The organism is Chelativorans sp. (genome assembly GCF_031180965.1).
Lineage (GTDB): Bacteria > Pseudomonadota > Alphaproteobacteria > Rhizobiales > Rhizobiaceae > Chelativorans.
The window spans coordinates 83,465-109,073 of sequence record NZ_JAPSLH010000004.1 but is presented as its reverse complement, the minus strand read 5'-3'; the positions used below and the strand labels follow the sequence as shown (position 1 = coordinate 109,073).

Genomic DNA, 25,609 nt, shown 5'->3' with positions numbered 1-25,609 from the left:
GCCACTAGGCAACCAATCGCACTGCATTTTACGCAATTGTGCCAGTAACATCACACAGTTGGTGACATCCTTGTGACCGGCCGCAAAAATCCTTGACTGGGGGAGGGAATGGGAACAGAACGGCAATCAGGGCGCGGCGTTTTCTGAAAGTAAGCAGCAAAAATCGCTTTGGACCGCAATACATCGGCAGGAGGCCGACCCGAACCACTGCACCATAAGTGCTTAAAGCGGGTTTATCTTTTCAATAGCAGAGGTCTTGATCCGAAGTTCAAGTTGGTCGCGCGTTTCTCCTCTGGCGGGGCCTGCTTTCAGATGAAGCGCTTGGGACCGGGCGGGATGCTCCCTCGCGCACAATCCAAATAAGACAAAAAAGGGATGCTTGGATGAGCATCAAAGCATTTGTGTGGGGCGAAAACGTACATGAGCAGCAAAGCGAGCTCGTGCGGTCGATCTACCCCGAAGGCATGCACACGACCATCGCCAATGCGATCGCTGCCGAAGGTGATATCTCTGTCCGGACAGCGGTCCTGCAGGATCCCGAACACGGCTTGACGGAACAGGCATTGGCGGAGACCGATGTGCTTGTCTGGTGGGGCCACAAGGCCCACCGCCAGGTGAGCGACGAGATTGTCGAGCGGGTGGCGAAGCGGGTCTGGGAAGGGATGGGCCTCATCCTTCTCCATTCGGCCCATTTCTCCAAGATCTTCAAGCGGCTGATGGGTACGCCCTGCGCGCTGAAATGGCGCGAGGCGGGCGAGCGCGAACGGGTCTGGGTGGTCAATCCCGGACATCCCATCGCCCGCGGCCTGCCGCAATATTTCGAGCTGGAGCAGGAGGAGATGTATGGCGAGCCCTTCTCCGTTCCCGAGCCGCTCGAGACCGTCTTCATCTCCTGGTTCCAAGGCGGGGAGGTGTTCCGCTCGGGCCTGACCTACCGGCGCGGCGCCGGCAACATCTTTTATTTCCGGCCGGGCCACGAAGCCTATCCCACCTATCACGACGCAACGGTGGGCAAGGTGCTGCGCAATGCGGTGCGCTGGGCTCATCCGGCCGCGCCAGCCTTCACCGCCATCCACAATGCTCCAAACGTGCCGGTGGACCAGGCTCCCGAACCCATCGTCGAACGCGGGCCGAAGCTGCACGCTCCGGGCGAAGCCGGTTTCAGATAGGAAAGATTTTTCATATGCGTTTGCTCATCCTCGGCACTGGGAAGATGGCCAACCAGCATGCCACGCGCTTCGCGGCCATCCCCGGCGTCCGTCTCGTCGGCGCGGTGGACACAAATCCCGAGCGGCTCGCGGCCTTTTGCGAGCTGCACAAGATCGAGCGCCGCTTCGCGACAGCCGAGGAGGCGCTTGCCTGGGGCGATTTCGACGCAGTCACCAATGTGACGCCTGACGCGGCCCATTATCCGACCAGCATGCTCTGCATTGCCGCGGGCAAGCATGTCCTCTGCGAAAAGCCGCTTGCCACGAACTACGCCGAAGCTTCTGAAATGGCCGATGCCGCCGAAAGGGCGGGCCTGGTGGCCATGGTGAATCTGAGCTACCGGAACGTGGCCGAAATCCACGCCGCGCGCGATCTCGTTCTCTCCGGGCGAATTGGCGGGGTCAAGCATGTGGAGGCCTCCTATCTGCAGAGCTGGCTCGTTTCCAAGGCTTGGGGTGACTGGCGCAGCGGCCCGCAGTGGCTATGGCGTCTTTCCAAGGCGCACGGCTCAAACGGTACGCTTGGCGACATCGGCATTCACATCCTCGACTTCGCCTCCTATGGCGCTGCGACGGATATCGACTCGATCACCTGCCGCCTGAAAACCTTCCACAAGGCCGAGGGCGACCGGATTGGCGAATATGCGCTGGACGCCAATGATAGCTTCGTCATGACGGCGGACTTCGCCAATGGCGCCCTTGGAGTGGTCCACGCCACGCGGTGGGCCACCGGCCACATAAACGAGCTGAAGGTCCGCATCTATGGGGACAAGGGCGGCATCGAAGTGCAGCACACGCCGCAGGCGTCTCACCTGAGGGTCTGTCTCGACGAGGACGCCGAGACAGCCACCTGGCGCGATATGCCGGCCGCGCCGGTTGCAACCAACTACGAGCGCTTCGTCAACGCGGTGCGGCTCAACATGGCTGCGACTGAGCCAAGCTTCCGCCACGCCGCAAATCTGCAGCGCATCCTGGACATGGCGGCGGGCTCCGAGCAGCCCGCGCCCGCGCTGGTGCACGCCTGAGGAGACGCGGTCCGGCGCCCGCCACGGCGGGAGGGGCGCCTACCCGACGGCTTCCGCCGGCTCCAGCCCTAGCCTGGTGAAAGCCTCCGGCGGCGCCTCGTTTCTCGTCATCAGGCCGCGCATGAGGCCGATCATCCGCGCCTCGATGGCGGCGTCCTCCATCGGCCTCTCCTGGCCTGGATCAGCTTCAAGGTCGTAGAGGCGGGTGTCGCTTTCGAGGATCGAGCCCGGCCCGTAATTGGCATACATCGGCGAGCGCTTGATCACCGGCACCTTGAGGAGCGGCACCTCCTTCGTCCAGCCAAAGGGCTTGGCGAGCGTCGCCGTGGAAAGCTCCTCCGGGGTAAAGCGCTGCGCCATATGCGTCGGCATCACCGTGTACTGGTAGATCTCCTGCCTGCTCAGATCCTCGGGGAATCGGTGATAGGTATAGCGGCCGTCGGTGACGTTCACGGCTCCGCCGAAATAGCCGAAGATCGCCGCCTCGCGATTCCCCTTGCTCAAGAGGGACTTGCCTTCCGTCTCGGGCGGCGGTTCGATCCCGTAGAGGTCGAGGATCGTCGGCGCCATGTCGATCGATTGGGTGAGGCGTTTGGTGCGGCCTGCCTGCGGCCGCCGCGGATCGTGGATGAAGAGAGGTATGTGGACGATCTCCTCATACATGTTCATCCGGTTCTTCGCCCAGAAATCGTGCTCTCCGAGCAGAAACCCGTGATCGGTGGTGACGATCAGGGCAGTGTCCCCCCACAGCTCGTGCTCCTCGAAATAGTCGAGCAGCTTGCCTAGTAGGTGGTCGCAGAGAGCGACCGTCGCATAGTAATTGGCGCGCAGTTCCTCCGCTTCTTCCGGCAGCTCGTCCACGCGGCCGTAGCGCGGCCAATCACGGATCGGGCCGTTCCAGCCGGTCCTAAACGGCTCCTTGAACCGTTCGGGCGCGAAGAAGGGCTCGTGCGGGTCGAACGTCTCGATCTGCAGCAGCCAGTTGTCGGCCTGCCGGTTCATGTCGAGGAAGTCGAACCCATGCGCAAAGCATTGGACGGAAGGAAAATCCTCCTCCTTGCGGATGAACTCGCGGTTGATGATGTGGGTGGAATATTTGCTGATCGCGTCGCCGCCGCCGGCCTGGCGCTCGTGATATTTCTCGCGCAGCCGCTCCCAATGCGGCTGCACCATCGCCTTCCAGGCATCGCTCTCCTGCCCGCGCACGAACTCATAGGTCGAGTACCGATTGTGATAGGTGGCGCCGCCATCCTCCCAGTAGTGATAGTGATCGGTGACCAGGTGGGAATGGACGCCCTTCTCCTTGAGAAGTTCGGGGAATGCGTTGTCGAAAGGCTCGAGTGGCCCCCAGCTGCGGTGCAGGAAGGTGAGGCGGCCGGTCAGCAGATCGCGCCGCGCCGGCATGCAAGGCAGGGAGCCGACATAGTGGCGGTCATGCACGAGGGTGCGCGTGGCTAGCCGGTCGAAGTTCGGTGTCGGCACGCGCCTTCCGCCATAGCAGCCGAGGATGTGGCGGTTGAGCGAATCGAAGAGGACAAAGACCGTTTTCAAGGGGTTTCCTTCGGCGATGGCGGTCGCGGCAATAGTGCGGCATCGGCAGGCATGTTGCCGCAATCGCAAGGGAACGGCAATCGGGCCTGCTGATCGGCGGAGGGGAGGCTGCGGTTAGGAACCCGCCACCGCCCGCCGCCACTTTTCCGCATAGGCTTTCCAGCGCAGATCGGCCTGGCTTTGCCGCGGTGTCTGGGCGGGGGGGCTGGGCTGGTGTCTTTCGGCCAGCAGGGCCGCGCCGATGCTGGTGCCCGTCGCCTGCCCGATCTGGGCCGGGACAGGGCGGCCAGTCGCGGCCTGCAGCATTTCGAGATAGAGCGCATTGCCCGCAAACGGCCCCTCGACAACGATATCGCCCTTGGCGCCGATGAGTTCGAGGCAAGTAGCCGTCATCATGGCCAGGTAGAACGCCGACGCGACGCTGCGCTCCCCTTGCGAGACCTCGCCGGTGGCAAACCACCGCGATTGGCTGTCGGGAAACGGTCCGCAGCCGGTCTGCACCGATGGCAGAAGCATGATGCCGTTCTCAAGCACGGTGTCGAGGTCGCTCTGCGCCCACTCCGTTCCCTGCCCTCCCGTCAGGATCTCGTGTTCCCGCCCGCCCATGAAGCGCGCCGACGGAACCGGATCGCCCAGCGCGTTGACGTTGATGAGCGTGTCGCGGGCCGGATCGAGCGTGACCTTCGCGCCGCCCACTGCCATCGAAACCACCCACGTCCCGGTCGAGACCACGGAGAAGGGCGCTTCCCGCCAGAGGAGATGCGGAAAGAGAGACGCGTTGGAATCGTGAATGCCGCAGAGCACCGGTGTCGCCGGATCGAGCCCCGTCCGCGCAGCCACCTCGGGCAAAATTGGCCCGAGAATGTCACGCGCCGACCGCAGCGGCGGAAAATTTTCGCCCCATCCCATCCGCTCCACCAGCGATGAAAATTTTCCTCCCTCGGGATTCCACAGATCCGTGTGGCAGCCGAGCGACGTCACCTCGCTCGCAAGAACGCCGGTCAGCCGGTACGTCCAATATTGCGGATACATCAGGATCCCGGTGGCGCGCAAAAACGCCTCCGGAAACATCCGGCTTTGCCAGAAAAGCTGCGCGCCGAGATTGAGGCCGATCGGCAGCGAAGCCGATCCGGTTTCCGCAAAGGGCGGCCGCACTTCCTCATATTCGCCCCGCAGAGTATCCGGCCCGTCATGCTCATAATCGAGCACCGGAAGGGCCAAACCGCCATCATCGGAAACCAGCGCCGCCGTGGCGCCATGCGTGGTCACCGAGATGGCGTCGACCTTCCGCTCGCGGCCGATCTCGCGGAGGCCATCGAGGATAAAATGCCAAAGCGCATCCACATCGTAGTGGGGATATGGCCCGTCCCGCAGCACCCGGTTCGGCATTTTTCGGACCGAAATCTCGGCAAGCGCGTCGAGATCGACGAGCGCCAGTTTGGCGTTCGACTTGCCGATATCGATGACGGCCACATGGCGCATGGCCGGCTATTCCATATGGAAGACGGTGTCGAGCGGAGAGGCGACCGGCTGGTTGTCGGGCTTCGTCTCCATAATGTCGGCCATATGCGCCCACCAGCGCTTCATCACCGGATGGTTCGGCAGGTCCGCCATGGTGTGATCGTCGCGCCGCCAAAGCACGGCAAAGAGCGTATTCGTCTCCGCGTCGAGGTGGATCGAATAATCCGACACCCCGGCATCCTTGAGCAGAGCCACAAGCTCCGGCCAGATCTCGTCGTGCCGGCGCTTGTATTCCTCGCGCATGCCCGGATTGAGCTTCATCTTGAACGCGTATTTTTCCGGCATCAGGCCCTCCGCTCCCTGAAACGGCTCCAGATGATGGGCAGCGCGATCACGGCGATCAGAAGCAGGCCGACAAAGATCGACATCACGATGCCCGGCACATTCATCAGGCCGAGCCCGAAGGTGACCAGCCCCATGATGAAGGCCGCCAGCACCACGCCCAGGATCGAGCCCGCACCGCCCAGAATGTTGACGCCGCCCAGCACCACCATGGTGATGACTTCCAGCTCGTAGCCCTGGGCAATGGACGGCCGGGTCGAGCCCAGCCGCGACGTGATCAGCACCGCGGCAATCCCGGACATGAGCCCGGTGAGCAGGAACAGGATGAATTTCACCCGCTCCACCCGCACGCCGGAGAAGGCCGAGGCGACCGGGTTGTTGCCGATAGCGAACACCGCACGCCCGAAGCTTGTCCGGTGCAGGAGGAACCAGAAGACGACCGCGGCTGCCAGGAACAGCGTCAGCTCGAACGAGATCACCCAGCCGACATAGCCCTGTCCGAAGAAGGCGAAGTTTTGCGGATAGCCCTTGTAGGCCTGGTCGCCGAGGATGATGTAGGCGATGCCGCGAAAGAGGCTCATCGTTCCGATGGTCACAACAATCGAAGGCAGCCCGAGCCTGGTGACCAGCAGCCCGTTGAACGCTCCGCAGAGAAGACCGACGCCGATGCCGATCGCCACCAGCAACGGCGTGTCCGCCCCCGCCTGCAGCGCCATCCCCATCAGCGTCGATGCCAGCGCGATGATCGCCGCAACGGAAAGGTCGATCTCGCCGGCGATGATGAGCAGCGCCATGGCGAGCGCGATCAGCCCCTTTTCCGTGAAATTGAAGGTGAGATCGGAAAGCGACCAGGCATTGAGGAAATAGGGGGACGAGATGCTGTTGACGATGAAGATCGCAACGGCGACCAGCACCAGCAGCATCTCCCAGCTGAACACGGCCGATCGGAGCGGGCTGTCCAGCCGGTCGGGAACGTGGCGGGCGGTATCCGTCGTCATGCCTCGGCCCTCCTCAGGATGATACGGCCCTGCCGGCGCTCGCCGCGCGCGTTCAGCACCACCGCCAGGATGATGGCGCTGCCGGAGATCGCCAGCTGCCAGAAGGGCGAGATGTTGATGACTGGAAGCGCGCTGCCGATAATGCCGAGGAACAACGCGCCGAGCCCTGCGCCGGCCACGCTGCCAATACCGCCGGCAATCGACACGCCGCCGATCACGCAGGCGGCGATGATGCTGAGCTCATAGCCGTTCGCCACCTCAACAGAAGCGATCACGTAGCGTGAGATCCACAGATAGCCTGACAGCCCCGCCACCATGCCGGAAAGGCAGAAGGCGAGGAATTTCGTGCGCCCTACATCGATGCCTGCATAGACCGCGGCGGTCGGGTTGATGCCGGCCGCATAGATCGAGCGGCCGAGCGCCGTCCGCGTCATCAGGAGATGGAATGCCGCGATCGCCGCGATGGCAAACCAGGAAAGCATGGGCAAGCCGAGAATGGCCGTGCGCGGAAGCGCGATGAAGCCCTGGCTCATCTGGTCGGCGTTCACCCACGCCCCGCCCGAAAGAACGAATGTCGCGCCGCGAAAGATGGTGAGCGTGCCCAGCGTCACCACGATCGGCGGAATGCCGAGCTTCCAGACGAGCGCGCCGTTGAGCGCGCCCAGCGCCGTCCCCACCGCCATCGCCATGACGATCAGGAGCACCACCGGGATCTCCGGATAAGCCGCGTTGGTCATGGCCACCGCCATCCCCGTAAAGGCCAGGTTGGAGGCCATGGAAAGATCGATCGAGCGCGTCAGGATCACCGCCATCTGGCCGAGCGCCAGGATGATGAGGATCGAGGTGTCGTTGAAGACCGACAGAAGGTTGCCCGGCCGGGCGAAAGCGGGAAAGCGCAGCGCGATGACCGCGACCAGCAGCGCGATGGCCGCAAGCAGCCAAGTTTCCCGGTTTTTGGCGAGCGCCTTCATGGGGCGATCCCCGCGGCAAACCTGACCAGCGTCTCGGCATCGAGGTCGCGGTTCTCCCGGATTGCCACCATGCGGCCCTCGCGCATGACGACCACGCGGTCCGACATGCCCAGGATTTCCGGCAGCTCGGAGGAGACCATGATGACCGACAGCCCCTCCGCCACCAGCTCCGCCATGAAGCCGTGAACCGCCGCCTTGGAGGCGATGTCGATGCCCTTGGTTGGCTCGTCGAGGATGATGACCTTGGGCTCGGTCGCCAGCCATTTGGCGATCACCACCTTCTGCTGGTTGCCGCCCGAAAGCGTGCCCACATCCTGGCTGAGCGATGAAGCGCGAAGGTCGAGCCGCTCCGTATAGGTGCGCGCCAGGCGAAATTCTTCGGCCAGCCGCAGCACGCCGGATTTCGACGTGCGCTTGAGCGAAGGCAGCGACACGTTCTGGAAAATGGGCAGCCCGATCACCACCCCCTGCCGACCGCGCTCCTCGGGCACGTAGACGATGCCGGCATCAATGGCGTCGGCCGCCGATTTCGGCGCGATCTCGCGTCGGCCGAGCGTGATCGTTCCACGGCTTACCCGCGTCATGCCGGCGATCGCCTGCATCACCTCGCTGCGCCCGGCGCCGACCAGCCCGTAAAAGCCGAGGATCTCGCCTTGGCGCAGCTCGAAGCTGATGTCGTCGAATTCGGTCGGATGCGACAGGCCGGAGACCGCAAGCAGCGGGGCGCCGATCTTCGGCTGGCGCTCGGGAAAGATTTGGTCCACCGCGCGCCCCACCATCATGCGCACCAGTTGGTTCTGGGTGGTGCCGGCAAGCAGGCCCTCGCCCACCATCTGCCCGTCGCGGAACACCGTGTAGCGGTCGGCGATGCGAAAGATCTCATCGAACTTGTGGCTGATGAAGAGGATCGCCTTCTTCTGGCTCTTCAGGAACTCGATGAGCAGGAACAGCTCCTCGATCTCCTTGGCCGAAAGTGCCGCCGTTGGCTCGTCCATGATGACGATGCGCGCATCGATCGACATGGCGCGGGCGATCGCCACTAGGTGCTTGTTGGCAATGCCGAGATCGGAAAGGAGCGCGTCCGGGTCAATACCGGCCCCCATCGTCTCCAGCACTTCGCGCGCATTGTCGCGCATGGTGCGCCAGTCGATGGTGCCGAGCCACGTGCGCGGCGCGTGGCCCAGAAAAATGTTCTCGGCCACCGTGAGGTGGTCGAAGAGCACCGTTTCCTGGTGGATGGCCGTGATGCCCTGCTCGAAGGCCGCATGCGCCGTGGGCAGCTTTACAGGCGCGCCGCCGATGCGGATCTCGCCCTCGTCAGGCTGGTAGATGCCGGTCAGGATCTTCACCAGCGTCGACTTGCCGGCGCCGTTCTCGCCCACCAGCGCCGTCACCTCGCCTGGATAGAGCGACAGGCTCACGCCCGACAGCGCGCGCACGCCCGGAAAGCTCTTGCTCACGCCGGAGAGCGTGAGCAGGGACGCCCCACCCTCCCCCTCGTGGGGAGGGTCGCGAACAACGTGAGCGGGGTGGGGGTGATGCAACATAATCTACATCTGATATTCCGGCGTCCTCTCCAGCCCCCACCCCGTCGTTCCATCTTCTGCGAAGCTGGCCCGACGACCCTCCCCCACGGAGGGGGAGGGTGGGGAGCTCGGTCAATAGATCTTGGAAAACTCCTCGATGTTCGACTTGTCGAACTTGAACGGAGCAGCCATCGCCGCCGCGTTCGTCTCGTCCAGCGTCACCTCGCCGACCCGCCCGATGGAGAGCTTGGCGCCGGGCTTGGCTTCCGCCTTGTCGGTCGCGAGCTGGTGGGCGAGATAAACCGCCGAATAGCCAAGGTCGATCGGGTTCCACAGCGCCACCGCCTGGCTGGCGCCGTTGTCGATGAACTTCTTGAACTCGGATGGCAGCGCCAGGCCCGTGACATTGATCTTGCCGATCAGGTTCTGGTCGGTGACCACCTGCGCGGCCGCCACGACGCCGACCGTGGTGGGCGCGATGATCGCCTTCAGGTTCGGGTGAGAGGCGATCAGGCCCTTGGCCTCGTTGGTGCTCTTGACCGAGTCGTCATCGCCATAGACCACCGTCACCAGGTTTATGTTGGGGAACTTCTCCGGCAGCACCTTCTTGGCCGCCTCGATCCAGGCGTTCTGGTTGGTTGCGGTGGACGATGCTGAAAGAATGGCGACGTCGCCGCCCTCCGGCAGATAGTCCGCGGCAAGCTTGATGATCGTCTCGCCGATCAGATCAGTGTCGGATGGATTGAGATGCATCTCGCGGCCCTCGGGCGCCACGCCGGAATCCCAGGAGATCACGGTGATGCCGCGGTCCATCGCCTTCTTCAGCGCCGGCACCAGCGCGTCCGGATCGTTGGCCGAGATGGCGATGGCGTCCACCTGCTGGGCGATCAGCGAGTTGATGATCTCGATCTGCCCTTCCGCCGTGGCCGAGGTCGGGCCGGTGTAGATCACCTCGACGTCGCCGATCTCCTTCGCCGCTTCCTGAGCGCCCTTGTTTGCGGCATCGAAGAAGCCGTTGCCAAGCGACTTGACCACCAGCGCGATCTTCACCGGCTCGGCCATCGCCGGCGTTGCGGCGAACACGGCGGTGATCGCCGCCGCCGCAAGCAGTTTTCTCACTATCGACATGGTATTCCTCCCTTTGGTTGCTTCAAGTGCCGCCCGCCTCATGCGGGCAGCGAAGTCTGCTCCCGCTTCGACTGGTTGAGGCGGGCAACCACCAACGTGATCCCCGCCTGCTCCAGCATCTTCGCCTCCCGCTCCGTGATGCCCTCATCGGTGATCACGGTGGAAATCCGCTCCAGCCGGCACAGGATCAGGCTCGAGCGCTGGCGGAATTTCGACGAGTCGACCAGCACCACCAGTTCGTCCGCCTGGTCGATCAGCTTCTGCTCCGCCTGGATGAGAAGCGGGTCGCCCTCCATGAGGCCCAGCGGCCCCAGCCCCTGCGCCCCCATGAACATGCGCCGCGCATAGAAATTGCGCGTCACGTCATTGTCGAACGGCGACAGGATGATGTTCTGCTCGCGATAGACGGTGCCGCCGGAAAGCACCACGGTGTTCTTGGAGTGCTTGATCAGGTGCTCGGCGATCGCAAAGGAATTGGTCAGGATCGGCATGCGCCGGTTGGCGAGGAAATGCACCATCTGGAAGGTGGTCGTGCCGCCATTGATGATGATCGGCTCGCCGTCGCTGCACAGATCCACAGCCTCGCGGGCAATCGCGCGCTTCTCGGCCGCGTGCAGCCCCTCGTTCACATGGAAGGGACGGCCCGCAAGGCCAACGATCTGCGGCGGGTTGAGCGCTTCCGCCCCGCCGCGCACGCGCCGCAGCCGCTTCTGCACATGAAGAGCGGCGATGTCGCGCCTGATCGTGGCCTCGGAAGACGAGGTCAGCTCGACCAGTTCCTGCACCGTTGCGACAGGCTTCTCCTGGACGGCCGACAGAATGATCCGATGGCGTTCCTTTTCGTGCATGGCTCCTCCAGCGCCGGTATTAAGGGCAGCATGTCCGTGCACTGTCAATCAATTTCGATCATGACTTCGCATGATGCACTGCAGCATGACTGTTCTTGATCGTTTGTGATTGACACCAGCTCCTCGCGGGTGTGAACTTAGCCGCTGCTTGCGCGCTGGTTTTCGCGCGCCATGGGAGGACTCCGATGCTCGACAAAAGCCCCGCCGCGCGGCTGGCCAATCTCTGGGACGAAGCGAAAGCGGCCTCGATGAGCGAGCCCGAACGGCTCGTCTACCGCTCAAACCTGCTCGGGTCCGACAAGCGCATCACCAACTACGGCGGCGGCAACACCTCCGCCAAGGTGATGGAGAAGGATCCGCTCACGGGCGAAAAGGTCGAAGTGCTGTGGGTAAAGGGCTCGGGCGGCGATGTCGGCACCATCAAGCTCGACGGTTTCGCCACGCTCTACATGGAAAAGCTGGAGAGGCTGAAAAACCTCTATCGCGGCGTGGAGCACGAGGATGAGATGGTGGGTTACCTCCCCCACTGCACCTTCAGCCTCAATCCACGCGCGGCATCGATCGACACGCCGCTGCACGCCTTCGTGCCGAGGAAGCATGTGGACCACATGCACCCCGACGCGGTCATCGCCATCGCCGCCGCTCAGAACAGCAGGGAGCTGACGGCGGAAATTTTCGGCGGCGGAATCGGCTGGCTGCCCTGGAAGCGGCCGGGCTTCGAGCTCGGCCTGTGGCTGGAAAAATTCTGCCGAGAAAACCCCAGCGCCCAGGGCGTCGTCCTCGCTGGGCACGGCCTCTTCACCTGGGGCGATACGGCCAGGGAATGCTACGAGACCACCATCCGCATCATCAACCGGGCTATGGAATGGTTCGAGCAGCGGGCCGGCGGCAAGCCGGCCTTCGGCGGAGCGGTCCGCCCCGCCTTGCCGGCCGAGGAGCGCCGCGCGGTTGCGGAAAGGCTGATGCCCGCCATCCGCGGCATGATCTCGGCGGCCGAGCGCAAGGTCGGCCATTTCGACGATTCCGACGCGGTGCTGGAATTTATTTCGTCGCGAGACATGGAGCGGCTTGCCGAACTCGGCACCAGCTGTCCCGACCACTTTCTGCGCACCAAGCGCAACCCGTTGGTGGTGGGCTTCGATCCGGCCCAGTCCAATATCGAAAAGACGCTTGAGGGCTTGAGCGGGGCCGTCGAGGAATACCGCAAAGGCCATGCCGCCTATTACGAGCGCTGCAAGCGGCCGGAAAGCCCACCCATGCGCGACCCGAACGCGGTGGTCTACCTGGTGCCCGGTGTCGGCATGATCACCTTTGCCAAGGACAAGGCGACCGCGCGCGTTTCGGCCGAGTTCTACGTCAACGCCATCAATGTGATGCGCGGGGCGTCCAGCGTCTCGTCCTATGTCGGCCTCCCCGAGCAGGAGGCCTTCGACATCGAATACTGGGTGCTGGAGGAGGCAAAGCTGCAGCGCCTGCCCAAGCCCAAGCCGCTCGCCGGCAAGGTGGCGCTGGTCACCGGCGGCGCCGGCGGCATCGGCAAGGCCACTGCCGAGCGGCTGCTCCGCGAGGGCGCCTGCGTGGTGCTTGCCGACATCGACGAGAAGTCGCTCGAAGAGGCCAACGCGGAGCTGGGCTCCCGCTTCACGGCGGATGTGGTGCGCAGCGTGCGCCTAAATGTGACCAGCGAAGGCGAGGTTGCCCAAGCCTTCGCCTTCGCGGCGCGCGAATATGGCGGGCTGGACATCCTCGTGTCCAATGCAGGCATCTCGTCCGCCGCCCCGGTGGACGAGACGGAGCTTTCCATGTGGAATCGCAACATGGACATCCTCTCCACCGGCTATTTCCTTGTCTCCCGCGAAGCCTTCCGGCTGATGAAGCGGCAGAAGACGGGCGGCGCGATCGTCTTCATCGCGTCGAAGAACGGGCTTGCCGCGTCGCCCAACGCCGCCGCCTATTGCACGGCCAAGGCCGCGGAAATCCACCTCGCCCGCTGCCTGGCGCTCGAAGGCGCGGAGTTCGGCATCCGCGTCAACACGGTCAACCCGGACGCCGTGCTGCGCGGCTCGAAGATCTGGTCGGGCGAGTGGCGCGAGCAGCGCGCCGCCGCCTACAATATGAGCCCGGACGAGTTGGAAGAGCACTATCGCAAGCGCTCGCTGCTGAAGCTCAACGTTTTTCCGGAAGACATTGCGGAAGCGGTGTTCTTCTTCGTGTCGGATGTCTCGGCCAAGTCGACCGGCAACATCCTCAACGTCGACGCCGGCAACGCGCAGAGCTTTACGCGGTAAGCGCCCACCTCCCCTCCTGAGATTGCAGAAGGGGTGGCGAGGGTCGCGGACCTTGGTTACGCAGCGGCTTGGCGAGGCGGGGTGGGGTAGGAGCTATATTCACCCCCTCTCCGCCTCGCTGCGCTCGGCACCTCTCCCCCGCAAGCGGGGGCGAGGAAGAGCCGATCCCCCGCAGGCGGGGCCGAGGAAGAGCCGAGCCGCGATGAAGGGCGCCCTTCCTCGCCCCCACGAAGTGGGGGAGAGGTGGCGAGGCGAAGCCGAGCCGGAGAGGGGGAAGTTTTAGGAGGAAGAAGAATGAGCGAACTCATCAACACAGCCCTGCTGGAACGCCACAACGCGTCCCGCTTGCCTTCGCTCAAGCGCGACTATGAAACCCTCGGCGAGCAGCTCGACCGGCGCGGCATCGCCATCGAATCCATCAAGAGGAAGGTCGCGGGCTTCGGCGTGGCCATCCCCTCCTGGGGCGTGGGCACCGGCGGCACGCGCTTCGCACGCTTCCCCGGTCCCGGCGAGCCGCGCGACATCTTTGACAAGCTCGCCGACTGCGCGGCGATCCAGAGCCTCACCCGCGCCACGCGCAGCGTCTCGCTCCACATTCCCTGGGACAAGGCGGATCCGAAGCGGCTGAAAGACACCGCCGAAAGCTACGGTCTCCGCTTCGACGCGATGAACTCCAACACCTTCCAGGACCACCCGGACGACCGCTATTCCTACAAGTTCGGCTCCCTCTCCCACACCGACGCCGCCACGCGCCGCCAGGCGGTCGACCACAACATCGAGTGCATCGAGATCGGCAAGACGATCGGCTCCAAGGCGTTGACGGTCTGGATCGGCGACGGCTCGAATTTCCCCGGGCAGAGTAATTTCACCCGGGCTTTCGAGCGCTATCTTTCATCCATGCGCGAGGTATATGAAGCGCTCCCTGAGGACTGGCGCATCTTCACCGAGCACAAGATGTACGAGCCGGCCTTCTACTCCACGGTCGTGCAGGACTGGGGCACCAACTACCTCATCGCCCAGGAACTCGGACCGAAGGCCTTCTGCCTCGTCGACCTCGGCCACCACGCGCCGAACGTGAACATCGAGATGATCGTCGCGCGCCTCATCCAGTTCGGCAAGCTCGGCGGCTTCCACTTCAACGATTCCAAATATGGCGACGACGACCTCGATGCCGGCTCGGTCGATCCCTACCGGCTTTTCCTCGTCTTCAACGAGCTGGTCGATGCCGAGCACCGCAACGCGCCGGGATTCAACCCGGCGCACATGCTCGACCAGAGCCACAACGTGACCGACCCCATCGAGAGCCTGATGATCTCGGCCACCGAAGTGGTGCGCTCCTATGCGCAGGCTCTTCTTGTCGACCGCGCCGCTCTCGAAGCGCATCAGGAGGCGAACGACGCGCTGATGGCCACCCAGACGCTCAAGTCCGCCTTCCGCACCGATGTGGAGCCGATCCTCGCCATGGCGCGCGTGGAAAGCGGCGGAGCCGCCGATCCCGTGGCCGCCTATCGCGAAAGCGGCTACCGCCGCAAGGTGGCCGAAGAGCGTCCGGCCGTGAAGGGTGCCGGCGGCGGCATCGTGTAAGTTCCCGGGGCAGGCTGGACCCGCACCGCAATATTCCGTTAGAGCACCAACAAGGCCGCTTCAAAGCGACGGTTGCCGAGGATGGAAAAATGCTGAAATTCGCAGCGGTCGGGCTCGACCACACGCATATCTTCGATCATGTCGAGGGCCTGTTGGCCGCCGGCGCCGAATTCGCTGGTTATTGTCCGCAGACTTCCGTCCCGGCACTGCTTGAAAAATTCCGCGCCGCCTATCCGGAGGCACGGCCGCTCGACCGCGATGCCATCTTCGCCGACCCATCCATCGACGTGATCTGCATCGCCGCCATCCCGCGCGACCGGGCAGGGCTGGCGATCAGGGCCATGGAGGCGGGCAAGGACGTTATGGTGGATAAGCCTGGCGTCACCACCTTCGCCCAGCTCGACGAAGTGAAGAGAACAGTCGAGCGGACCCGCCGCATCTTCTCCGTCTGCTTTTCCGAAAGGCTTCGGGTTCGCTCCGCGGTTCTCGCCGGCAAGCTGGTCGCAGACGGCGCCATTGGCCGGGTCGTGCAGACGGTGGGCCTCGGCCCACATCGCAAGCAGCTCCACACCCGCCCCGACTGGTTCTTCGATCTGGACGCCTATGGCGGCATCATCAACGACATCGCCTCGCATCAAATAGACCAGTTCCTCTTCTACACCGGCTCGCAGACAGCCGAAGTGGTGGCAAGCTCGGTTGGCAACTTCGGCACGCCGCAATCGGCCGAGTTCCAGGATTTCGGCGAGGTCCTGCTGCGCAGCGACAAGGCTTCAGGCTACATCCGCGTCGACTGGTTCACGCCGGACGGGCTGCCGACTTGGGGCGACGGGCGGCTCACCATCCTCGGCACCGAGGGCTATATCGAGCTCCGGAAATATATCGACATAGCCGGCCGGGAAGGGAAGGATCACCTGTTCCTCGTAGATCATTCCGGCACGCGGCATATCGACTGCTCCAACGAGCCGATCGAGTATTTCGCCGCCTTCGCGAAAGACGTGCGCGACCGTACGGAGACGGCCGTACCACAGCGCCACGTATTCGAAGTCTGCCGCCTTGCCCTCGAGGCGCAGGCCAAGGCTGCCGTGATTGCCGGCAGCCAATCCGGCAGAACTTCGTAACGATCGGAAAACCGTGCTCCCGCCCTCGGTTTGACAGGGCTGGGGCGAAATGAGAGCTTTCTCCGACGGGCGCCGCCGCGGCGTCCGCATCTCTTGTCCGAAGAGGAGACGGAGGATGGCTAGCACGACGGACGTGGCGGCTCCGGGTGGACCGGACCTCAAGGCGCGGTGGGGCTGGATCGTGGCGCTCGGCGTCATCTTCCTCATCGGCGGCGTTATTGCGCTGACGAGTGTCGTGGCGGCGACGGTTGCCAGCATCTTCGTCGTCGGCGTGATGATGGTACTCTCCGGGGTCGCCGAAATCGTGCACGGCTTCCAGATGCGCAGCTGGGGCCGCTTCTTCCTCTGGATCGTGATCGGCGCTCTCTATGTTGCGGCTGGCGTCATCGCCTTCGCCGATCCGCTGCTTGCGTCGGCGGTGTTCACTCTCATGCTCGGCATTGGCCTGATCGCCGCCGGAATCTTCCGCGGCATCCTGGCGGTGCGGTTGCGCGAAGAGGCCGGATGGGGATGGGTGCTCCTGTCGGCCGTCATCACGGTGGCGGTCGGCCTGATCATCGTCGCCGGATGGCCGGCCACAAGCCTGGTCACGCTGGGCATCTTCCTCGGCGTCGACCTGATCTTCGCTGGCGTCGGCTGGATTGCTGCCGGCCTGGCACTAAGGAATGCTTGACGGAGCCATAAGCCCGGCTGGCCCGAAGGGAGGGCTAGAGCTGTCGCCCGCTGTTACTGCCTGATTACCAGGTCGGGCGAGTGCTGACGCCCCCATCGACCACGAGTTCGGCGCCGGTGATCCAGCGCGCCGCGTCGGAGGCGAGGAAGAGGACCGCGTCGGCAATGTCCTCCGGCTGACCGAGCCGGCCGAGCGGCGCGGCCCCCTTCCAGCGCGCAACGCCTTCCGGCCAGGATTGTTCGATGCCCTCGCGGTGGATGAGCCCCGGCGAGACGGCATTCACGCGTATTCCCAATGGCCCGAGCTCGAGCGCAGCTGCTTTCGTGAACATGAGGAGCGCCGCCTTAGAGGCGGCGTAGTGGGCGTGGCCCGGCGCCGGCTGATGGCCTTCGATGGACGCGATATTGACGATGGCGCCGCCGGATCCCGCTGCCTTCACATGCTCGACGAAAGCCCGCATCAGCAGGAATGGACCCCCCGCATTGACCGCCATCATGGTCCGCCAGCTTTCTTCGGAGATCGCTGGCAGCGGCTCCACCGGCTGATGGCCGGCAGTGTTCACCAGGATATGCAACGCTCCGAAATGCCCGAGTGCTCCTTCGATGAGTGCATCTGCGCCGGACTGAGTGGAAATCTCGGCGCCGATCGCTACGGCGCGGCCGCCGGCGTTCCCGACCTCCTCGACCAGCCTTTCCGCTATCGCCTTGTTGCCGCGATAGTGGCAGACCACCTGCGCGCCGGCCTCCGCCAGCCGCTGCGCGATGCCTGCGCCGATGCCGCCGCTGGCGCCCGTGACCACGGCCGTACGGCCGGAAAGGTCGAACAGGCGCGAGACCGGCGGAGCGTCGACCATGCCTCAGCTCATCCGCTGGGGCAGCACGGGCAGAAGCTCCCGCAGGATCGCCTCGATCTTGTCGCCGCAGATCGCCGCATTGGCGAGCACTTCCTCCACCGTGTCCGGCTGTTGGTCCGGACCGCCCGTTGCCGCGTTGGTGATGGCCGAAAGGCCGACGACGCGCAGGCCCGCATGCACGGCGGCGATCACCTCGGTGACCGTCGACATGCCCACCGCGTCGCCGCCCGCCGCGCGCAGGAAGCGGCGCTCGGCTGAAGTCTCGAGGGAAGGGCCGAGGATGCCTGCATAGATGCCGCGGTGAACCGGTTGCAGGGTTCGGTCTGCGGCCTCCGCGGCCAACTCCAGGAGGTCCGGATCGTAGGCACGCGACATATCCGGGAAACGCAGGCCGATCGCATCGTCGTTCGGCCCGACAAGCGGGTTGAACCCGGTGAAGTTCAGATGATCCTCGATCAGCATCACGTCGCCCGGCCGATAATCCGGGTTGAGCCCGCCCGCCGCGTTGGTGACGATAAGGCTGTTGCTGCCCAGCCGCTTCAGCAGATAGACGGCAAGGCTGATATCCCGGGGCGCCCAGCCCTCGTATAGATGGAGCCGACCCTGCATCACCACAGCACGCCGGCCAAAGAGGCTGCCGATGACGAGCTGGCCCTTGTGACTCGGCGCGGTCGAGAGGGGGAAGCCTGCAATCTCGGCATAGGGGATCACGGTGGCGCCCTGCACGGCATCGGCGAGGTGGCCAAGGCCGGAGCCTAGCATGATCGCGATTTCCGCGGGCGGGCCCGCGCGGTGGGCGATCGAGGCATGGGCGCGGTCGAGGCGGGAAAGCTGGCTTTCGCTCATTCGGGGCTCCTTCAGGCGATGCTGGCGGCGATCCTGGGCTGCAGGTCCTCGACGGCGGCGATGGTGTCTTCGATCCGGTGGCGGGTGAGCACGCCGTCGCGCACCACCTGCCTCCCGCCCACGAAGACGTGACGCACGTCGGATTTCGCCGTCGAATAGACCAGATGCGTGACCGGATCGAAAACCGGCACGGCGTGCGGGCGCTTCAGATCGATCAGGATCATATCGGCGAATTTCCCGACCTCGAGGCTGCCGATGCGATCGGCGGCACCGAGCGCCTTGGCGCCTGCGTTGGTCGCCATACCGAGCGCCTCAGCCGTGGAGATTGCGTCCGCCCGGCCGGTGAAGGCCTTGTGAATCGTGGCTGCGAGGCGCAGGGCCATCCACATATCCAGATCATTCCCGCTGATCGCCCCGTCCGTGCCGAGCGATACATTGACGCTCGCGGAAAGCATGTCGGGGACGCGCGCGAAACCGGAGGCGAGCTTCATGTTCGACATGGGATTGTGCGCGACCGAGGTGCCGGTGCGCGCAAGTATCTCGATCTCCTCGTCGTCGAGATGAACGCAATGGGCGAGCACCGTGCGCTCGCCGAGGAGCCCAAGGTGGTCGAGGTGGCGGATCACCGAACGTCCGTAGCGGCTGGTCACATCGGCCTGCTCGGCGCGGGTTTCCGCAGCATGGGTGCAGAAAAGCGCCCCGTGCCGGTCGGCGATCTCCTTTGCAACCCGCAGATTCTCAGGGGAGACGGTATAGGCGCCGTGCGGCAGGATGGCGGGAAAGACGTCGTCGGCACGGCCGAACTCGTCGAAGAAGCGTTCCGCTTCCGCAATGCGGCCCTTCAGATCATGGCCGGTCACCCCGGGCGGGTCGAAGAAGATGCCGCCGGTCGAGATGCGCAGTCCCAAAGTCCGCGCTGCGCGCACAGCCTCGTCCGGGTACCAGAACATGTCCATCACTGTCGTGACCCCGGCAAGGAGCAACTCCGCAAAGCCGAGGACGCTGCCGAGATAGGTGGTTTCGCGGTTGAGGATGGCGCCTTCGGCCTTCCAGACCTTCTGCAGCCATGGCTCGAGCGGCAGGTCCTCGACGAGCCCGCGGAACAGGCTGTCCGCCGCGTGGCAATGCGTGTTGACGAGACCGGGCATGAGGATGTGCTTCGAGCCGTCCACCACTTCCCGGGCTTTTGCCGCAAGCGCTTCAAGCTCAGCCGAAGGGCCTACATGCACGATCCGGCCGTTCTCGACCGCCACGCCACCGTCGGCGATCACCGTGCCGTTTTGATCGCAGGTCACGACCGTGGCATTCTTGATCACCAGATCCGTCATGGCTTTTCCTCAGACCTCCTGCCGCCTGCGCCACCAGGAAAGCCCCACCAGCATAAGCAGTGTGGCCAAATAAGGCATCATATCCGTGAACTGCTGCGCAAGCCCCAGCCCCTGCACGCGGAAGGAAAAACTGTCCACCGCGCCAAAGATGACGGCGATGAGGAACAGCGGCAGCGGGCGCCCGCGCGTGAGCAGGACGGCGACGACGGCGATCCAGCCGCGCCCCGCGCTCATATTCTCCACGAACAGGCTGACATTGGCGATGGAGAGCTGCGCTCCCGCCAGGCCGCAGAGCATGCCGCAGGCGACCAGCGCCCAGAGCCGCACTTTCTGCGGGCTCACGCCGCCGGCCTGCAGCGCCGCCGCATTCTCGCCGGCAGCGCGCATGCGCAGGCCCAGCCGGTGGCGCGCAAGGAAATAGTGGACGGCCGGCACCGCCGCGAGCGCCACATAGAACAGGATGGGCTGTCCGCTGAGGATCGGGCCGAGCAGCGGAATGGACTCGATGACCGGAACCTTGATGGGGCGGAAGCCGACGATATTCGGGTCGGTGAAGGCGCCGATGACGTCGAAGATCGCGCGCAGGAGATAGGTTGTGAGCCCGGCGGCAAGCAGGTTGATCGCGATCGACACCACGATCGGATCGCCGCCGCGCCGCAGGTTGAACTCTGCGAAGATCAGCCCCATGCCGATGCCGGCAAGGATTGCTGCGAGCGCTCCGAACCAGGGCGAGCCGGTGAAATAGGAGCCGAGCACGGCGAAGAAGGCGCCGACGAGGATGAATCCTTCGAGTGCTATGTTGAACACGCCCGCGCGCTCGCAAAGCGCCCCGCCGAGGGCTGCTAACAGGATCGGCGTGACGAAACGCGGGACCGACGCGGCAAAGGAGGAATCGAACAGGAGGTCAAGCACCGTCGGCCCCCCGGCGCTCGGAGGAGGCAAGGAGCGCGCCCGACACCCGCGTTGCGACAAACAGGATGATGACCGCCTGCATGATCAGCGCGATCTCCTTCGGAACGCCTGCGGCGCGCTCCATTCCGGCCGCGCCCGTTTGCACGGCGGCGAAGAACAGGCCGGAGAGAGGCACGGCCCATGGCGCCATGCCGACCAGGAGAACGGCGATGATCCCGGTCCAGGCATAGAGCGGCTGTACGAGCATGCCGTCGATATAGCGGTGATGGATGCCGAAGACGGCGACCGCGCCGACGAGGCCCGCGATCGCGCCGCTCATGGCGAGCGTGCTCAGCGCGAGCCTCGTCACCGGCAGGCCGACGGCGCGGGCGAAATCGGGCGAGAGCCCGTTCATGCGCGCGCGGTAGCCGTGGAGGGTCGTGTAGCTGTAGACGATCGCCCCGACGGCGACGAATCCGATGAGCAGGATGCCGATATCGAGCCGCGTGCCCGGAAAATAGGGCAGCCACATATCCTGCGGGACCAGATGTGACTGCAGCATGCCCGACTGCACATCTCGGAAGGGATGCGCCACGAGATAGGAGGCGATGTAGCGCGCCGGATAATTGAGCAACAGGGAGCCGACGAGCAGCGGCACGCCGACATAGAGCTGGAGCACACCCGCCAGAAGGGCCCAAACAGCGCCCGCCAGCATGGCGGCAAGGATCGAGACCACGAGCACGAGAAGCGGCGGTCCAGGCAGGAGAATGGCCGCGAGCGCCGCGACCAGGCCGCCCGCCACCAGCTGGCCCTCGCCGCCGATATTGAAGAGCCCGGCCCGGAAACTCAGCATGACCGAAACGGCCATGCCGATGATCAGCGCCGCGCGGCTCAAGGTCGTCATCAGATAGGAGAAGCGCCGCCCGCCAAACGCGCCGTTGAAGAAGCCCTGCAGCGCCTCGCCGACCGGCGCGCCGACCATCAGCATCAGCAGGAAGAAGACAGCGAGGATGGCCGCCGCCGCGCCGATCCAGGAAAGCGCCTCTCCGGATGCTATTCCGCGCGCGCTCATGCCACCTCCGGCAAAGCTTCGGCGCGCGACGTCATCAATCTGCCGATGCGCTCGCGGTCCGCCTCTCTCCCGGCGACCTCGCCGGCGATCCGGCCCTCATACATCACGAGAATACGATCCGACAGCGCCAGGATCTCGTCGAGCTCCGTCGAGACAAGCAGGACGGCGTGGCCTTCGTCGCGCATGCGCATCAGCTCGCCGTGGATGAAGTCCATCGCGCCGATATCCACGCCCCAGGTGGGGTTCTCCGCGATGGTGAGCGGCGTTGCGCGCGCCAACTCGCGTCCGACGACGAGCTTCTGCTTGTTGCCGCCGGACATGGTTGCCGCGCGCGCGTGCGGCCCCGCGACGCGTATTCGGTACCGGTCGATCAGCCCGCGGGCGAAGCGGGCCATGGCCGCACGATTGAGAAAGGGCCCGCGCGTATAGGCGCGGGCGTCCTCGCGGCCCGCATTGGCGTTCTCGCTTACCGTCGCGGCGAGCGCCAGGCCCGTGCGCTGGCGGTCCTCGGGGATGTAGCTCATGCCGATCCGCCGTCTCGCCGCGATGTCCAGCGTGTCGAGGCGCCGGCCGAATAGAGCGATTTCGCCCGAAAGCGGGCGTTTGAGGCCGACAAGTGCCTGGACAAGCTCCGCCTGCCCGTTGCCGCTCACGCCCGCTATGCCGAGGATCTCTCCGGCGCGAACCTCGAAGGAAATGGGGCCGACGCTGCCTGCGCGGCTCGCGATCCGCAGCCCCTCGACGGAAAGCACCGTCTCTCCGGGCCGGTATTCGCCGCGCGTCCGCGGGCTCGGGAGCTCACCGCCGATGATCTCGCGGCCGATGCGCTCCTTGGAGGTGGCAGCGAGGGGGCTGGACGAGACAAGCCTGCCGCCGCGCATTACGCTGACGCGGTCGGCGCTCTCCATCACCTCGTCAAGCTTGTGCGTGATGAGCACGATGGCCTTGCCTTCGGCGCGGAAACTGCGGAGCACCGAGAAGAGCCGATCCTTCTCCTCCGGAGTCAGCACGGAGGTGGGCTCGTCGAGGATCAGGACCTCGGCGTCCCGGTAAAGCAGCTTGAGGATTTCGACCACCTGCTTCTCGCCCACGGAGAGCGCGCCGACCTGGCGGCCCAGGGGCAGCGAAATACCGTGCGTCTCCGCCTTTTCGTGAAGACGCCTGCGCGCCGTTGCAAAATCGACGAAGCCGAGGCGGCCGACCGGCTCGGCGCACAGCACGATGTTCTCCAGCACCGTCATGGTGTCCTGCAGCATGAAGTGCTGGTGCACCATGCCGAGCCCGGCGCGGATGGCATCCTGGGGCGAGCTCCAGCGCCGTTCCGTCCCGTCGATGGTGATTGTCCCCGCCGCCAGCCGGACGAGGCCGAAGAGCGCGTTCATAAGAGTCGTCTTGCCGGCGCCGTTCTCCCCCAGGATCGCGTGGATCTCGCCCGGCTCGATGGTGAGCGAGACGTCATCGACGGCCATCAACTCGCCGAAGCGGACGGTGATGCCGGAAAGGGCTACACGCATCGGCGGACTCGCTAGGGATTTTTATGGCGAACCGAGCGCCGGCTGGTACGAAGCCTCACTGCGCGAACATCGGGTCCTTGAGCTGCAGCGATCCGTTCTTGATGCTTTGGGCGACGCTGCGCACCTTCTCGATCACCTCCGGATGTTCGGCAATGACGCACTGGCTTCCGGCGAGCATATCCTCCTGCAGCGATATGGTCGACATGCCGCCTTCCTTGAGACCCAGCGACATCATGACGTCGGTCCGGCCGTCGAGGATCGCGCCGATCGCCTGCACCATGGCACTGTCGACGCGCTTCAGCATGATGTCGATCACCTGGCCCGGCGCTTGGGGGCAATGGTTCACATCCACGCCGAAAACCTTGAAGCCCCGCTCCTTCGCCGCCTCGAAGATGCCGAAATCGCCGCCCGAGGTGGCGGCGAGGATGTGGTCGGCCCCTGCCGCCTGCATGGCGACGGCCTGCTCCTTGGCGCGCACGGGGTCGGCAAAGGGGTTTTCCCCGCCCACCCATCTGACGTCCACCTCGATATCTGCCGCGACCGACTTCGCCCCTTGCGAAAACCCATCCGTGTGGCGGTGCAGGAAGGGGATGTCCAGCGCCCCGACGACGCCGACCCGCTTTGATTCGGACAGCATCCCGGCTTCCACTCCGAGGAGATAGCTTGCCTCATACTCGCGGAATACGGCGCAATGGACATTCTCCGGCCGGTCCTCGATGCACTGGTCGACGATGAGGAATTGCGTGTCGGGCGCAGTCGGCGCAACCTCCCGCACGACATCGTTGAACTCGAAGCCCAGCAGGACGACGATGTCGGCGCCCTCGTTGACCGCCGCGTTCACGTTCTCCACGCGCTCGGCTGCGGTTCGGCTCTCATAGGTGACCACCTCCGCGCCATATTGCTCGCCGGCCGCCTCGATGCCGGTCCTGCCCAGCTGCAGGAAGGGATTGACGCCGATCGGATCGGGCGAGACATAGACGAACAGCCGGTCCTGGGCCGCAGCGCTGGAAGCCAAGGCCACCGCCCCGAATCCCGCAGCCACAAACGCTTTCCAGAACCGCATGCCCGTCTCCATCACCTGAGTTTTGACAGATAACAGGGCGCTTTCTAACAATTGTCAAGGAAGCTGGTTTTTGCTGATTGGGTCGAAGGAGGATGCCGATGCCGCCTGACTGGTATGTCGCGGACAAGGGTTGGCAGGAGTTCTGGACAACCGAACGCTGCTATATCACCGAATTGCTCAACGACCCCTCCTCGCCGGAAGCTTCCCTTGCCATTGCCCGCGTGGAGCCGGGCGTGACGACGCAGCTTCACAAGCTGGCCGGCACATCCGAACGCTATATCCTGCGCAAGGGTGAAGGCATCGTCGAGGTCGGCGGGCAGACCCGTCCGGTCGCGGTGGGTGATCAGGTCGTGATCCCGGCGGATGTGCCGCAGCGCATCACCAATACGGGCACAGGAGATCTGGAGTTCTACTGTCTCTGCGTCCCGCGCTTCCGGCCGGACTGCTATGTGAACCTGGAGTAGCCCGCAGCCTAGATTCCCAGCTCGATCGACCGTTTCCTCGCCGCCTCCACCGCCTCGCTCACCAGATCGAGCAGCCGATTCTCCCCCATCAGCACACCCAGGGCGGCCGCCGTCGTGCCGTTGGGGCTCGTCACCTGTTCCCGCAGCCTGCCGGGCTCCTCGCCGCTTTCCTTTGCGAGGACCGCTGCGCCGTAGACGGTCTGCATGGCGAGGAGCTTTGCGGTCTCGGGGGGCAGGCCTGCCTTCTCGCCCGCCGCCGTCAGGCATTCGATGAAATGGAAAAGATAGGCCGGGCCGGAGCCGGACACCGCGGTCACGGCATCCATTAGCCCCTCGTCATCCACCGTGGCCACCGCGCCGCTGGCGGCGAGAAGGTCCAGCACGAAGTCGTTCGCGTCCGCCCGCACATTCCGATTGGAGAAGATGACCAGCATACCCTTGCCGATGGCGGCGGGCGTGTTCGGCATGCAGCGGATGACCGGCGCGTCGGGACCGAGGATCTCCTCGAAAGTGGCAACGGGCGTTCCGGCGGCGACGCTGAGGAAGGTCGCGCCCGGCGCAAAGCGGCGATAGGCCGGCGCCACGTCGCGGATCACCTGCGGCTTCACCGCGAAGAGCACCAGGTCGGCGGCAATGGCGAGCTCCCGCGCGTCTTTGGCTACGGTTACTCCATGCTCTACCGCGCGGCTGCGCAGTTGATCGTTGGGCTCGACGACGGCGACATCCGACGCCGCCAGCTTCCCCGCCGCGAGCCAGCCTTTCAGCATCGCGTAACCCATGTTTCCGCAGCCGACGAGAACCACCTTCCTGCGCATTCTTCCCTCCTGACGCTGCCGCAAGGAATGGCGCGTCCGCAT

23 protein-coding genes are annotated in these 25,609 nt (G+C 64.8%); 7 read left to right on the top strand and 16 right to left on the bottom strand.

Translation table 11 applies throughout. The annotated features are described in order from the left end of the window. Positions 1–383: 383 nt before the first annotated feature. Positions 384–1,169 carry a ThuA domain-containing protein gene (locus RIN79_RS04490; protein ID WP_309083421.1) on the top strand — a complete coding sequence of 262 codons (786 nt, stop codon included), beginning with the start codon at positions 384–386 and terminating at the stop codon, positions 1,167–1,169. A gap of 14 nt (positions 1,170–1,183) precedes the next feature. After that, positions 1,184–2,233, top strand: a complete 1,050-nt coding sequence (locus tag RIN79_RS04485) for a Gfo/Idh/MocA family oxidoreductase (protein WP_309083420.1) — start codon at positions 1,184–1,186, stop codon at positions 2,231–2,233. A 39-nt stretch (positions 2,234–2,272) separates the two neighbouring features. On the opposite strand, the gene RIN79_RS04480 is transcribed toward RIN79_RS04485, so the two are convergent. The 8 genes from RIN79_RS04480 to RIN79_RS04445 all read right to left on the bottom strand — a co-directional run bounded on the left by RIN79_RS04480 (position 2,273) and on the right by RIN79_RS04445 (position 11,058). Continuing rightward, on the bottom strand, positions 2,273–3,784 hold the full coding sequence (locus RIN79_RS04480) for a sulfatase (RefSeq protein WP_309083419.1): 1,512 nt from the start codon (positions 3,782–3,784) through the stop codon (positions 2,273–2,275). 114 nt (positions 3,785–3,898) lie between these two features. Next, positions 3,899–5,266 carry an FGGY-family carbohydrate kinase gene (locus RIN79_RS04475; protein WP_309083418.1) on the bottom strand — a complete coding sequence of 456 codons (1,368 nt, stop codon included), beginning with the start codon at positions 5,264–5,266 and terminating at the stop codon, positions 3,899–3,901. Positions 5,267–5,272: 6 nt separating this feature from the next. Beyond that, complete coding sequence (rhaM, locus tag RIN79_RS04470; RefSeq protein WP_309083417.1) at positions 5,273–5,590, bottom strand: L-rhamnose mutarotase; 318 nt, start codon at positions 5,588–5,590, stop codon at positions 5,273–5,275. Further along, positions 5,590–6,585: an ABC transporter permease gene (locus tag RIN79_RS04465; protein WP_309083416.1), complete on the bottom strand. Its 996-nt coding sequence runs from the start codon at positions 6,583–6,585 to the stop codon at positions 5,590–5,592. The genes rhaM and RIN79_RS04465 overlap by 1 nt, the downstream gene beginning before the upstream one ends. Beyond that, a complete protein-coding gene (locus RIN79_RS04460) occupies positions 6,582–7,556 on the bottom strand; it encodes an ABC transporter permease (protein WP_309083415.1) in 975 nt (324 codons plus the stop codon). Before RIN79_RS04460 ends, RIN79_RS04465 begins: the two co-directional genes overlap by 4 nt. Next, complete coding sequence (locus RIN79_RS04455) at positions 7,553–9,103, bottom strand: sugar ABC transporter ATP-binding protein (protein ID WP_309083414.1); 1,551 nt, start codon at positions 9,101–9,103, stop codon at positions 7,553–7,555. Before RIN79_RS04455 ends, RIN79_RS04460 begins: the two co-directional genes overlap by 4 nt. A 111-nt stretch (positions 9,104–9,214) precedes the next feature. Then, positions 9,215–10,210: a rhamnose ABC transporter substrate-binding protein gene (gene rhaS / locus RIN79_RS04450; protein WP_309083413.1), complete on the bottom strand. Its 996-nt coding sequence runs from the start codon at positions 10,208–10,210 to the stop codon at positions 9,215–9,217. Positions 10,211–10,248: 38 nt separating this feature from the next. Beyond that, positions 10,249–11,058: a DeoR/GlpR family DNA-binding transcription regulator gene (locus RIN79_RS04445; protein WP_309083412.1), complete on the bottom strand. Its 810-nt coding sequence runs from the start codon at positions 11,056–11,058 to the stop codon at positions 10,249–10,251. A 185-nt stretch (positions 11,059–11,243) separates the two neighbouring features. Here RIN79_RS04445 and RIN79_RS04440 point away from each other — a divergent pair, with 185 nt between their 5' ends. From RIN79_RS04440 to RIN79_RS04425, 4 genes are all read left to right on the top strand, one after another. Continuing rightward, complete coding sequence (locus tag RIN79_RS04440) at positions 11,244–13,346, top strand: bifunctional rhamnulose-1-phosphate aldolase/short-chain dehydrogenase (RefSeq protein ID WP_309083411.1); 2,103 nt, start codon at positions 11,244–11,246, stop codon at positions 13,344–13,346. A gap of 294 nt (positions 13,347–13,640) precedes the next feature. Continuing rightward, the gene (gene rhaI / locus RIN79_RS04435) at positions 13,641–14,930 is read left to right on the top strand and encodes an L-rhamnose catabolism isomerase (RefSeq protein ID WP_309083410.1); all 1,290 of its coding nucleotides are present in this window, start codon (positions 13,641–13,643) and stop codon (positions 14,928–14,930) included. Positions 14,931–15,019: 89 nt separating this feature from the next. Then, the gene (locus RIN79_RS04430) at positions 15,020–16,048 is read left to right on the top strand and encodes a Gfo/Idh/MocA family oxidoreductase (protein ID WP_309083409.1); all 1,029 of its coding nucleotides are present in this window, start codon (positions 15,020–15,022) and stop codon (positions 16,046–16,048) included. Between the two features lie 115 nt (positions 16,049–16,163). Beyond that, positions 16,164–16,721 carry an HdeD family acid-resistance protein gene (locus RIN79_RS04425; protein WP_309083408.1) on the top strand — a complete coding sequence of 186 codons (558 nt, stop codon included), beginning with the start codon at positions 16,164–16,166 and terminating at the stop codon, positions 16,719–16,721. Between the two features lie 64 nt (positions 16,722–16,785). On the opposite strand, the gene RIN79_RS04420 is transcribed toward RIN79_RS04425, so the two are convergent. The 7 genes from RIN79_RS04420 to RIN79_RS04390 are packed head-to-tail and all read right to left on the bottom strand — an operon-like array spanning position 16,786 to position 24,288. Next, positions 16,786–17,574 carry an SDR family NAD(P)-dependent oxidoreductase gene (locus RIN79_RS04420; RefSeq protein ID WP_309083407.1) on the bottom strand — a complete coding sequence of 263 codons (789 nt, stop codon included), beginning with the start codon at positions 17,572–17,574 and terminating at the stop codon, positions 16,786–16,788. A 3-nt stretch (positions 17,575–17,577) separates the two neighbouring features. Beyond that, positions 17,578–18,420 carry a purine-nucleoside phosphorylase gene (locus tag RIN79_RS04415; RefSeq protein ID WP_309083406.1) on the bottom strand — a complete coding sequence of 281 codons (843 nt, stop codon included), beginning with the start codon at positions 18,418–18,420 and terminating at the stop codon, positions 17,578–17,580. An 11-nt stretch (positions 18,421–18,431) separates the two neighbouring features. After that, entirely contained in the window at positions 18,432–19,748 is a 1,317-nt protein-coding gene (locus tag RIN79_RS04410; protein WP_309083405.1) for an amidohydrolase, read from the bottom strand. Between the two features lie 9 nt (positions 19,749–19,757). Continuing rightward, the gene (locus tag RIN79_RS04405) at positions 19,758–20,660 is read right to left on the bottom strand and encodes an ABC transporter permease (RefSeq protein WP_309083404.1); all 903 of its coding nucleotides are present in this window, start codon (positions 20,658–20,660) and stop codon (positions 19,758–19,760) included. Then, positions 20,653–21,711, bottom strand: coding sequence for an ABC transporter permease (locus RIN79_RS04400; RefSeq protein ID WP_309083403.1), 1,059 nt, complete (start codon positions 21,709–21,711; stop codon positions 20,653–20,655). Before RIN79_RS04400 ends, RIN79_RS04405 begins: the two co-directional genes overlap by 8 nt. Beyond that, positions 21,708–23,225, bottom strand: a complete 1,518-nt coding sequence (locus tag RIN79_RS04395; RefSeq protein WP_309083402.1) for an ABC transporter ATP-binding protein — start codon at positions 23,223–23,225, stop codon at positions 21,708–21,710. Before RIN79_RS04395 ends, RIN79_RS04400 begins: the two co-directional genes overlap by 4 nt. 55 nt (positions 23,226–23,280) lie before the next feature. Then, positions 23,281–24,288 (bottom strand): BMP family ABC transporter substrate-binding protein, encoded by a 1,008-nt coding sequence (locus RIN79_RS04390; protein WP_309083401.1) that lies wholly within the window; start codon positions 24,286–24,288, stop codon positions 23,281–23,283. A gap of 98 nt (positions 24,289–24,386) precedes the next feature. Here RIN79_RS04390 and RIN79_RS04385 point away from each other — a divergent pair, with 98 nt between their 5' ends. After that, positions 24,387–24,752, top strand: a complete 366-nt coding sequence (locus RIN79_RS04385; protein WP_309083400.1) for a cupin domain-containing protein — start codon at positions 24,387–24,389, stop codon at positions 24,750–24,752. Positions 24,753–24,760: 8 nt separating this feature from the next. Here the strand turns inward: RIN79_RS04385 and proC are convergent, their stop codons facing one another. Further along, positions 24,761–25,567 carry a pyrroline-5-carboxylate reductase gene (gene proC / locus RIN79_RS04380; protein ID WP_309083399.1) on the bottom strand — a complete coding sequence of 269 codons (807 nt, stop codon included), beginning with the start codon at positions 25,565–25,567 and terminating at the stop codon, positions 24,761–24,763. Between the last annotated feature and the right edge of the window lie 42 nt (positions 25,568–25,609).

What these genes read in the sequence shown, in the direction of transcription:
- RIN79_RS04415 (WP_309083406.1), bottom strand. Translation starts at nt 18,420, where the DNA reads ATGAGCGAAAGCCAGCTTTCCCGCCTCGACCGCGCCCATGCCTCGATC.
- RIN79_RS04475 (WP_309083418.1), bottom strand. Translation starts at nt 5,266, where the DNA reads ATGCGCCATGTGGCCGTCATCGATATCGGCAAGTCGAACGCCAAACTG.
- RIN79_RS04460 (WP_309083415.1), bottom strand. Translation starts at nt 7,556, where the DNA reads ATGAAGGCGCTCGCCAAAAACCGGGAAACTTGGCTGCTTGCGGCCATC.
- RIN79_RS04390 (WP_309083401.1), bottom strand. Translation starts at nt 24,288, where the DNA reads ATGCGGTTCTGGAAAGCGTTTGTGGCTGCGGGATTCGGGGCGGTGGCC.
- RIN79_RS04385 (WP_309083400.1), top strand. Translation starts at nt 24,387, where the DNA reads ATGCCGCCTGACTGGTATGTCGCGGACAAGGGTTGGCAGGAGTTCTGG.
- RIN79_RS04410 (WP_309083405.1), bottom strand. Translation starts at nt 19,748, where the DNA reads ATGACGGATCTGGTGATCAAGAATGCCACGGTCGTGACCTGCGATCAA.
- proC (WP_309083399.1), bottom strand. Translation starts at nt 25,567, where the DNA reads ATGCGCAGGAAGGTGGTTCTCGTCGGCTGCGGAAACATGGGTTACGCG.
- RIN79_RS04425 (WP_309083408.1), top strand. Translation starts at nt 16,164, where the DNA reads ATGGCTAGCACGACGGACGTGGCGGCTCCGGGTGGACCGGACCTCAAG.
- RIN79_RS04490 (WP_309083421.1), top strand. Translation starts at nt 384, where the DNA reads ATGAGCATCAAAGCATTTGTGTGGGGCGAAAACGTACATGAGCAGCAA.
- RIN79_RS04420 (WP_309083407.1), bottom strand. Translation starts at nt 17,574, where the DNA reads ATGGTCGACGCTCCGCCGGTCTCGCGCCTGTTCGACCTTTCCGGCCGT.
- rhaI (WP_309083410.1), top strand. Translation starts at nt 13,641, where the DNA reads ATGAGCGAACTCATCAACACAGCCCTGCTGGAACGCCACAACGCGTCC.
- RIN79_RS04440 (WP_309083411.1), top strand. Translation starts at nt 11,244, where the DNA reads ATGCTCGACAAAAGCCCCGCCGCGCGGCTGGCCAATCTCTGGGACGAA.
- rhaM (WP_309083417.1), bottom strand. Translation starts at nt 5,590, where the DNA reads ATGCCGGAAAAATACGCGTTCAAGATGAAGCTCAATCCGGGCATGCGC.
- RIN79_RS04485 (WP_309083420.1), top strand. Translation starts at nt 1,184, where the DNA reads ATGCGTTTGCTCATCCTCGGCACTGGGAAGATGGCCAACCAGCATGCC.
- RIN79_RS04400 (WP_309083403.1), bottom strand. Translation starts at nt 21,711, where the DNA reads ATGAGCGCGCGCGGAATAGCATCCGGAGAGGCGCTTTCCTGGATCGGC.
- RIN79_RS04445 (WP_309083412.1), bottom strand. Translation starts at nt 11,058, where the DNA reads ATGCACGAAAAGGAACGCCATCGGATCATTCTGTCGGCCGTCCAGGAG.
- RIN79_RS04430 (WP_309083409.1), top strand. Translation starts at nt 15,020, where the DNA reads ATGCTGAAATTCGCAGCGGTCGGGCTCGACCACACGCATATCTTCGAT.
- RIN79_RS04395 (WP_309083402.1), bottom strand. Translation starts at nt 23,225, where the DNA reads ATGCGTGTAGCCCTTTCCGGCATCACCGTCCGCTTCGGCGAGTTGATG.
- rhaS (WP_309083413.1), bottom strand. Translation starts at nt 10,210, where the DNA reads ATGTCGATAGTGAGAAAACTGCTTGCGGCGGCGGCGATCACCGCCGTG.
- RIN79_RS04465 (WP_309083416.1), bottom strand. Translation starts at nt 6,585, where the DNA reads ATGACGACGGATACCGCCCGCCACGTTCCCGACCGGCTGGACAGCCCG.
- RIN79_RS04455 (WP_309083414.1), bottom strand. Translation starts at nt 9,103, where the DNA reads ATGTTGCATCACCCCCACCCCGCTCACGTTGTTCGCGACCCTCCCCAC.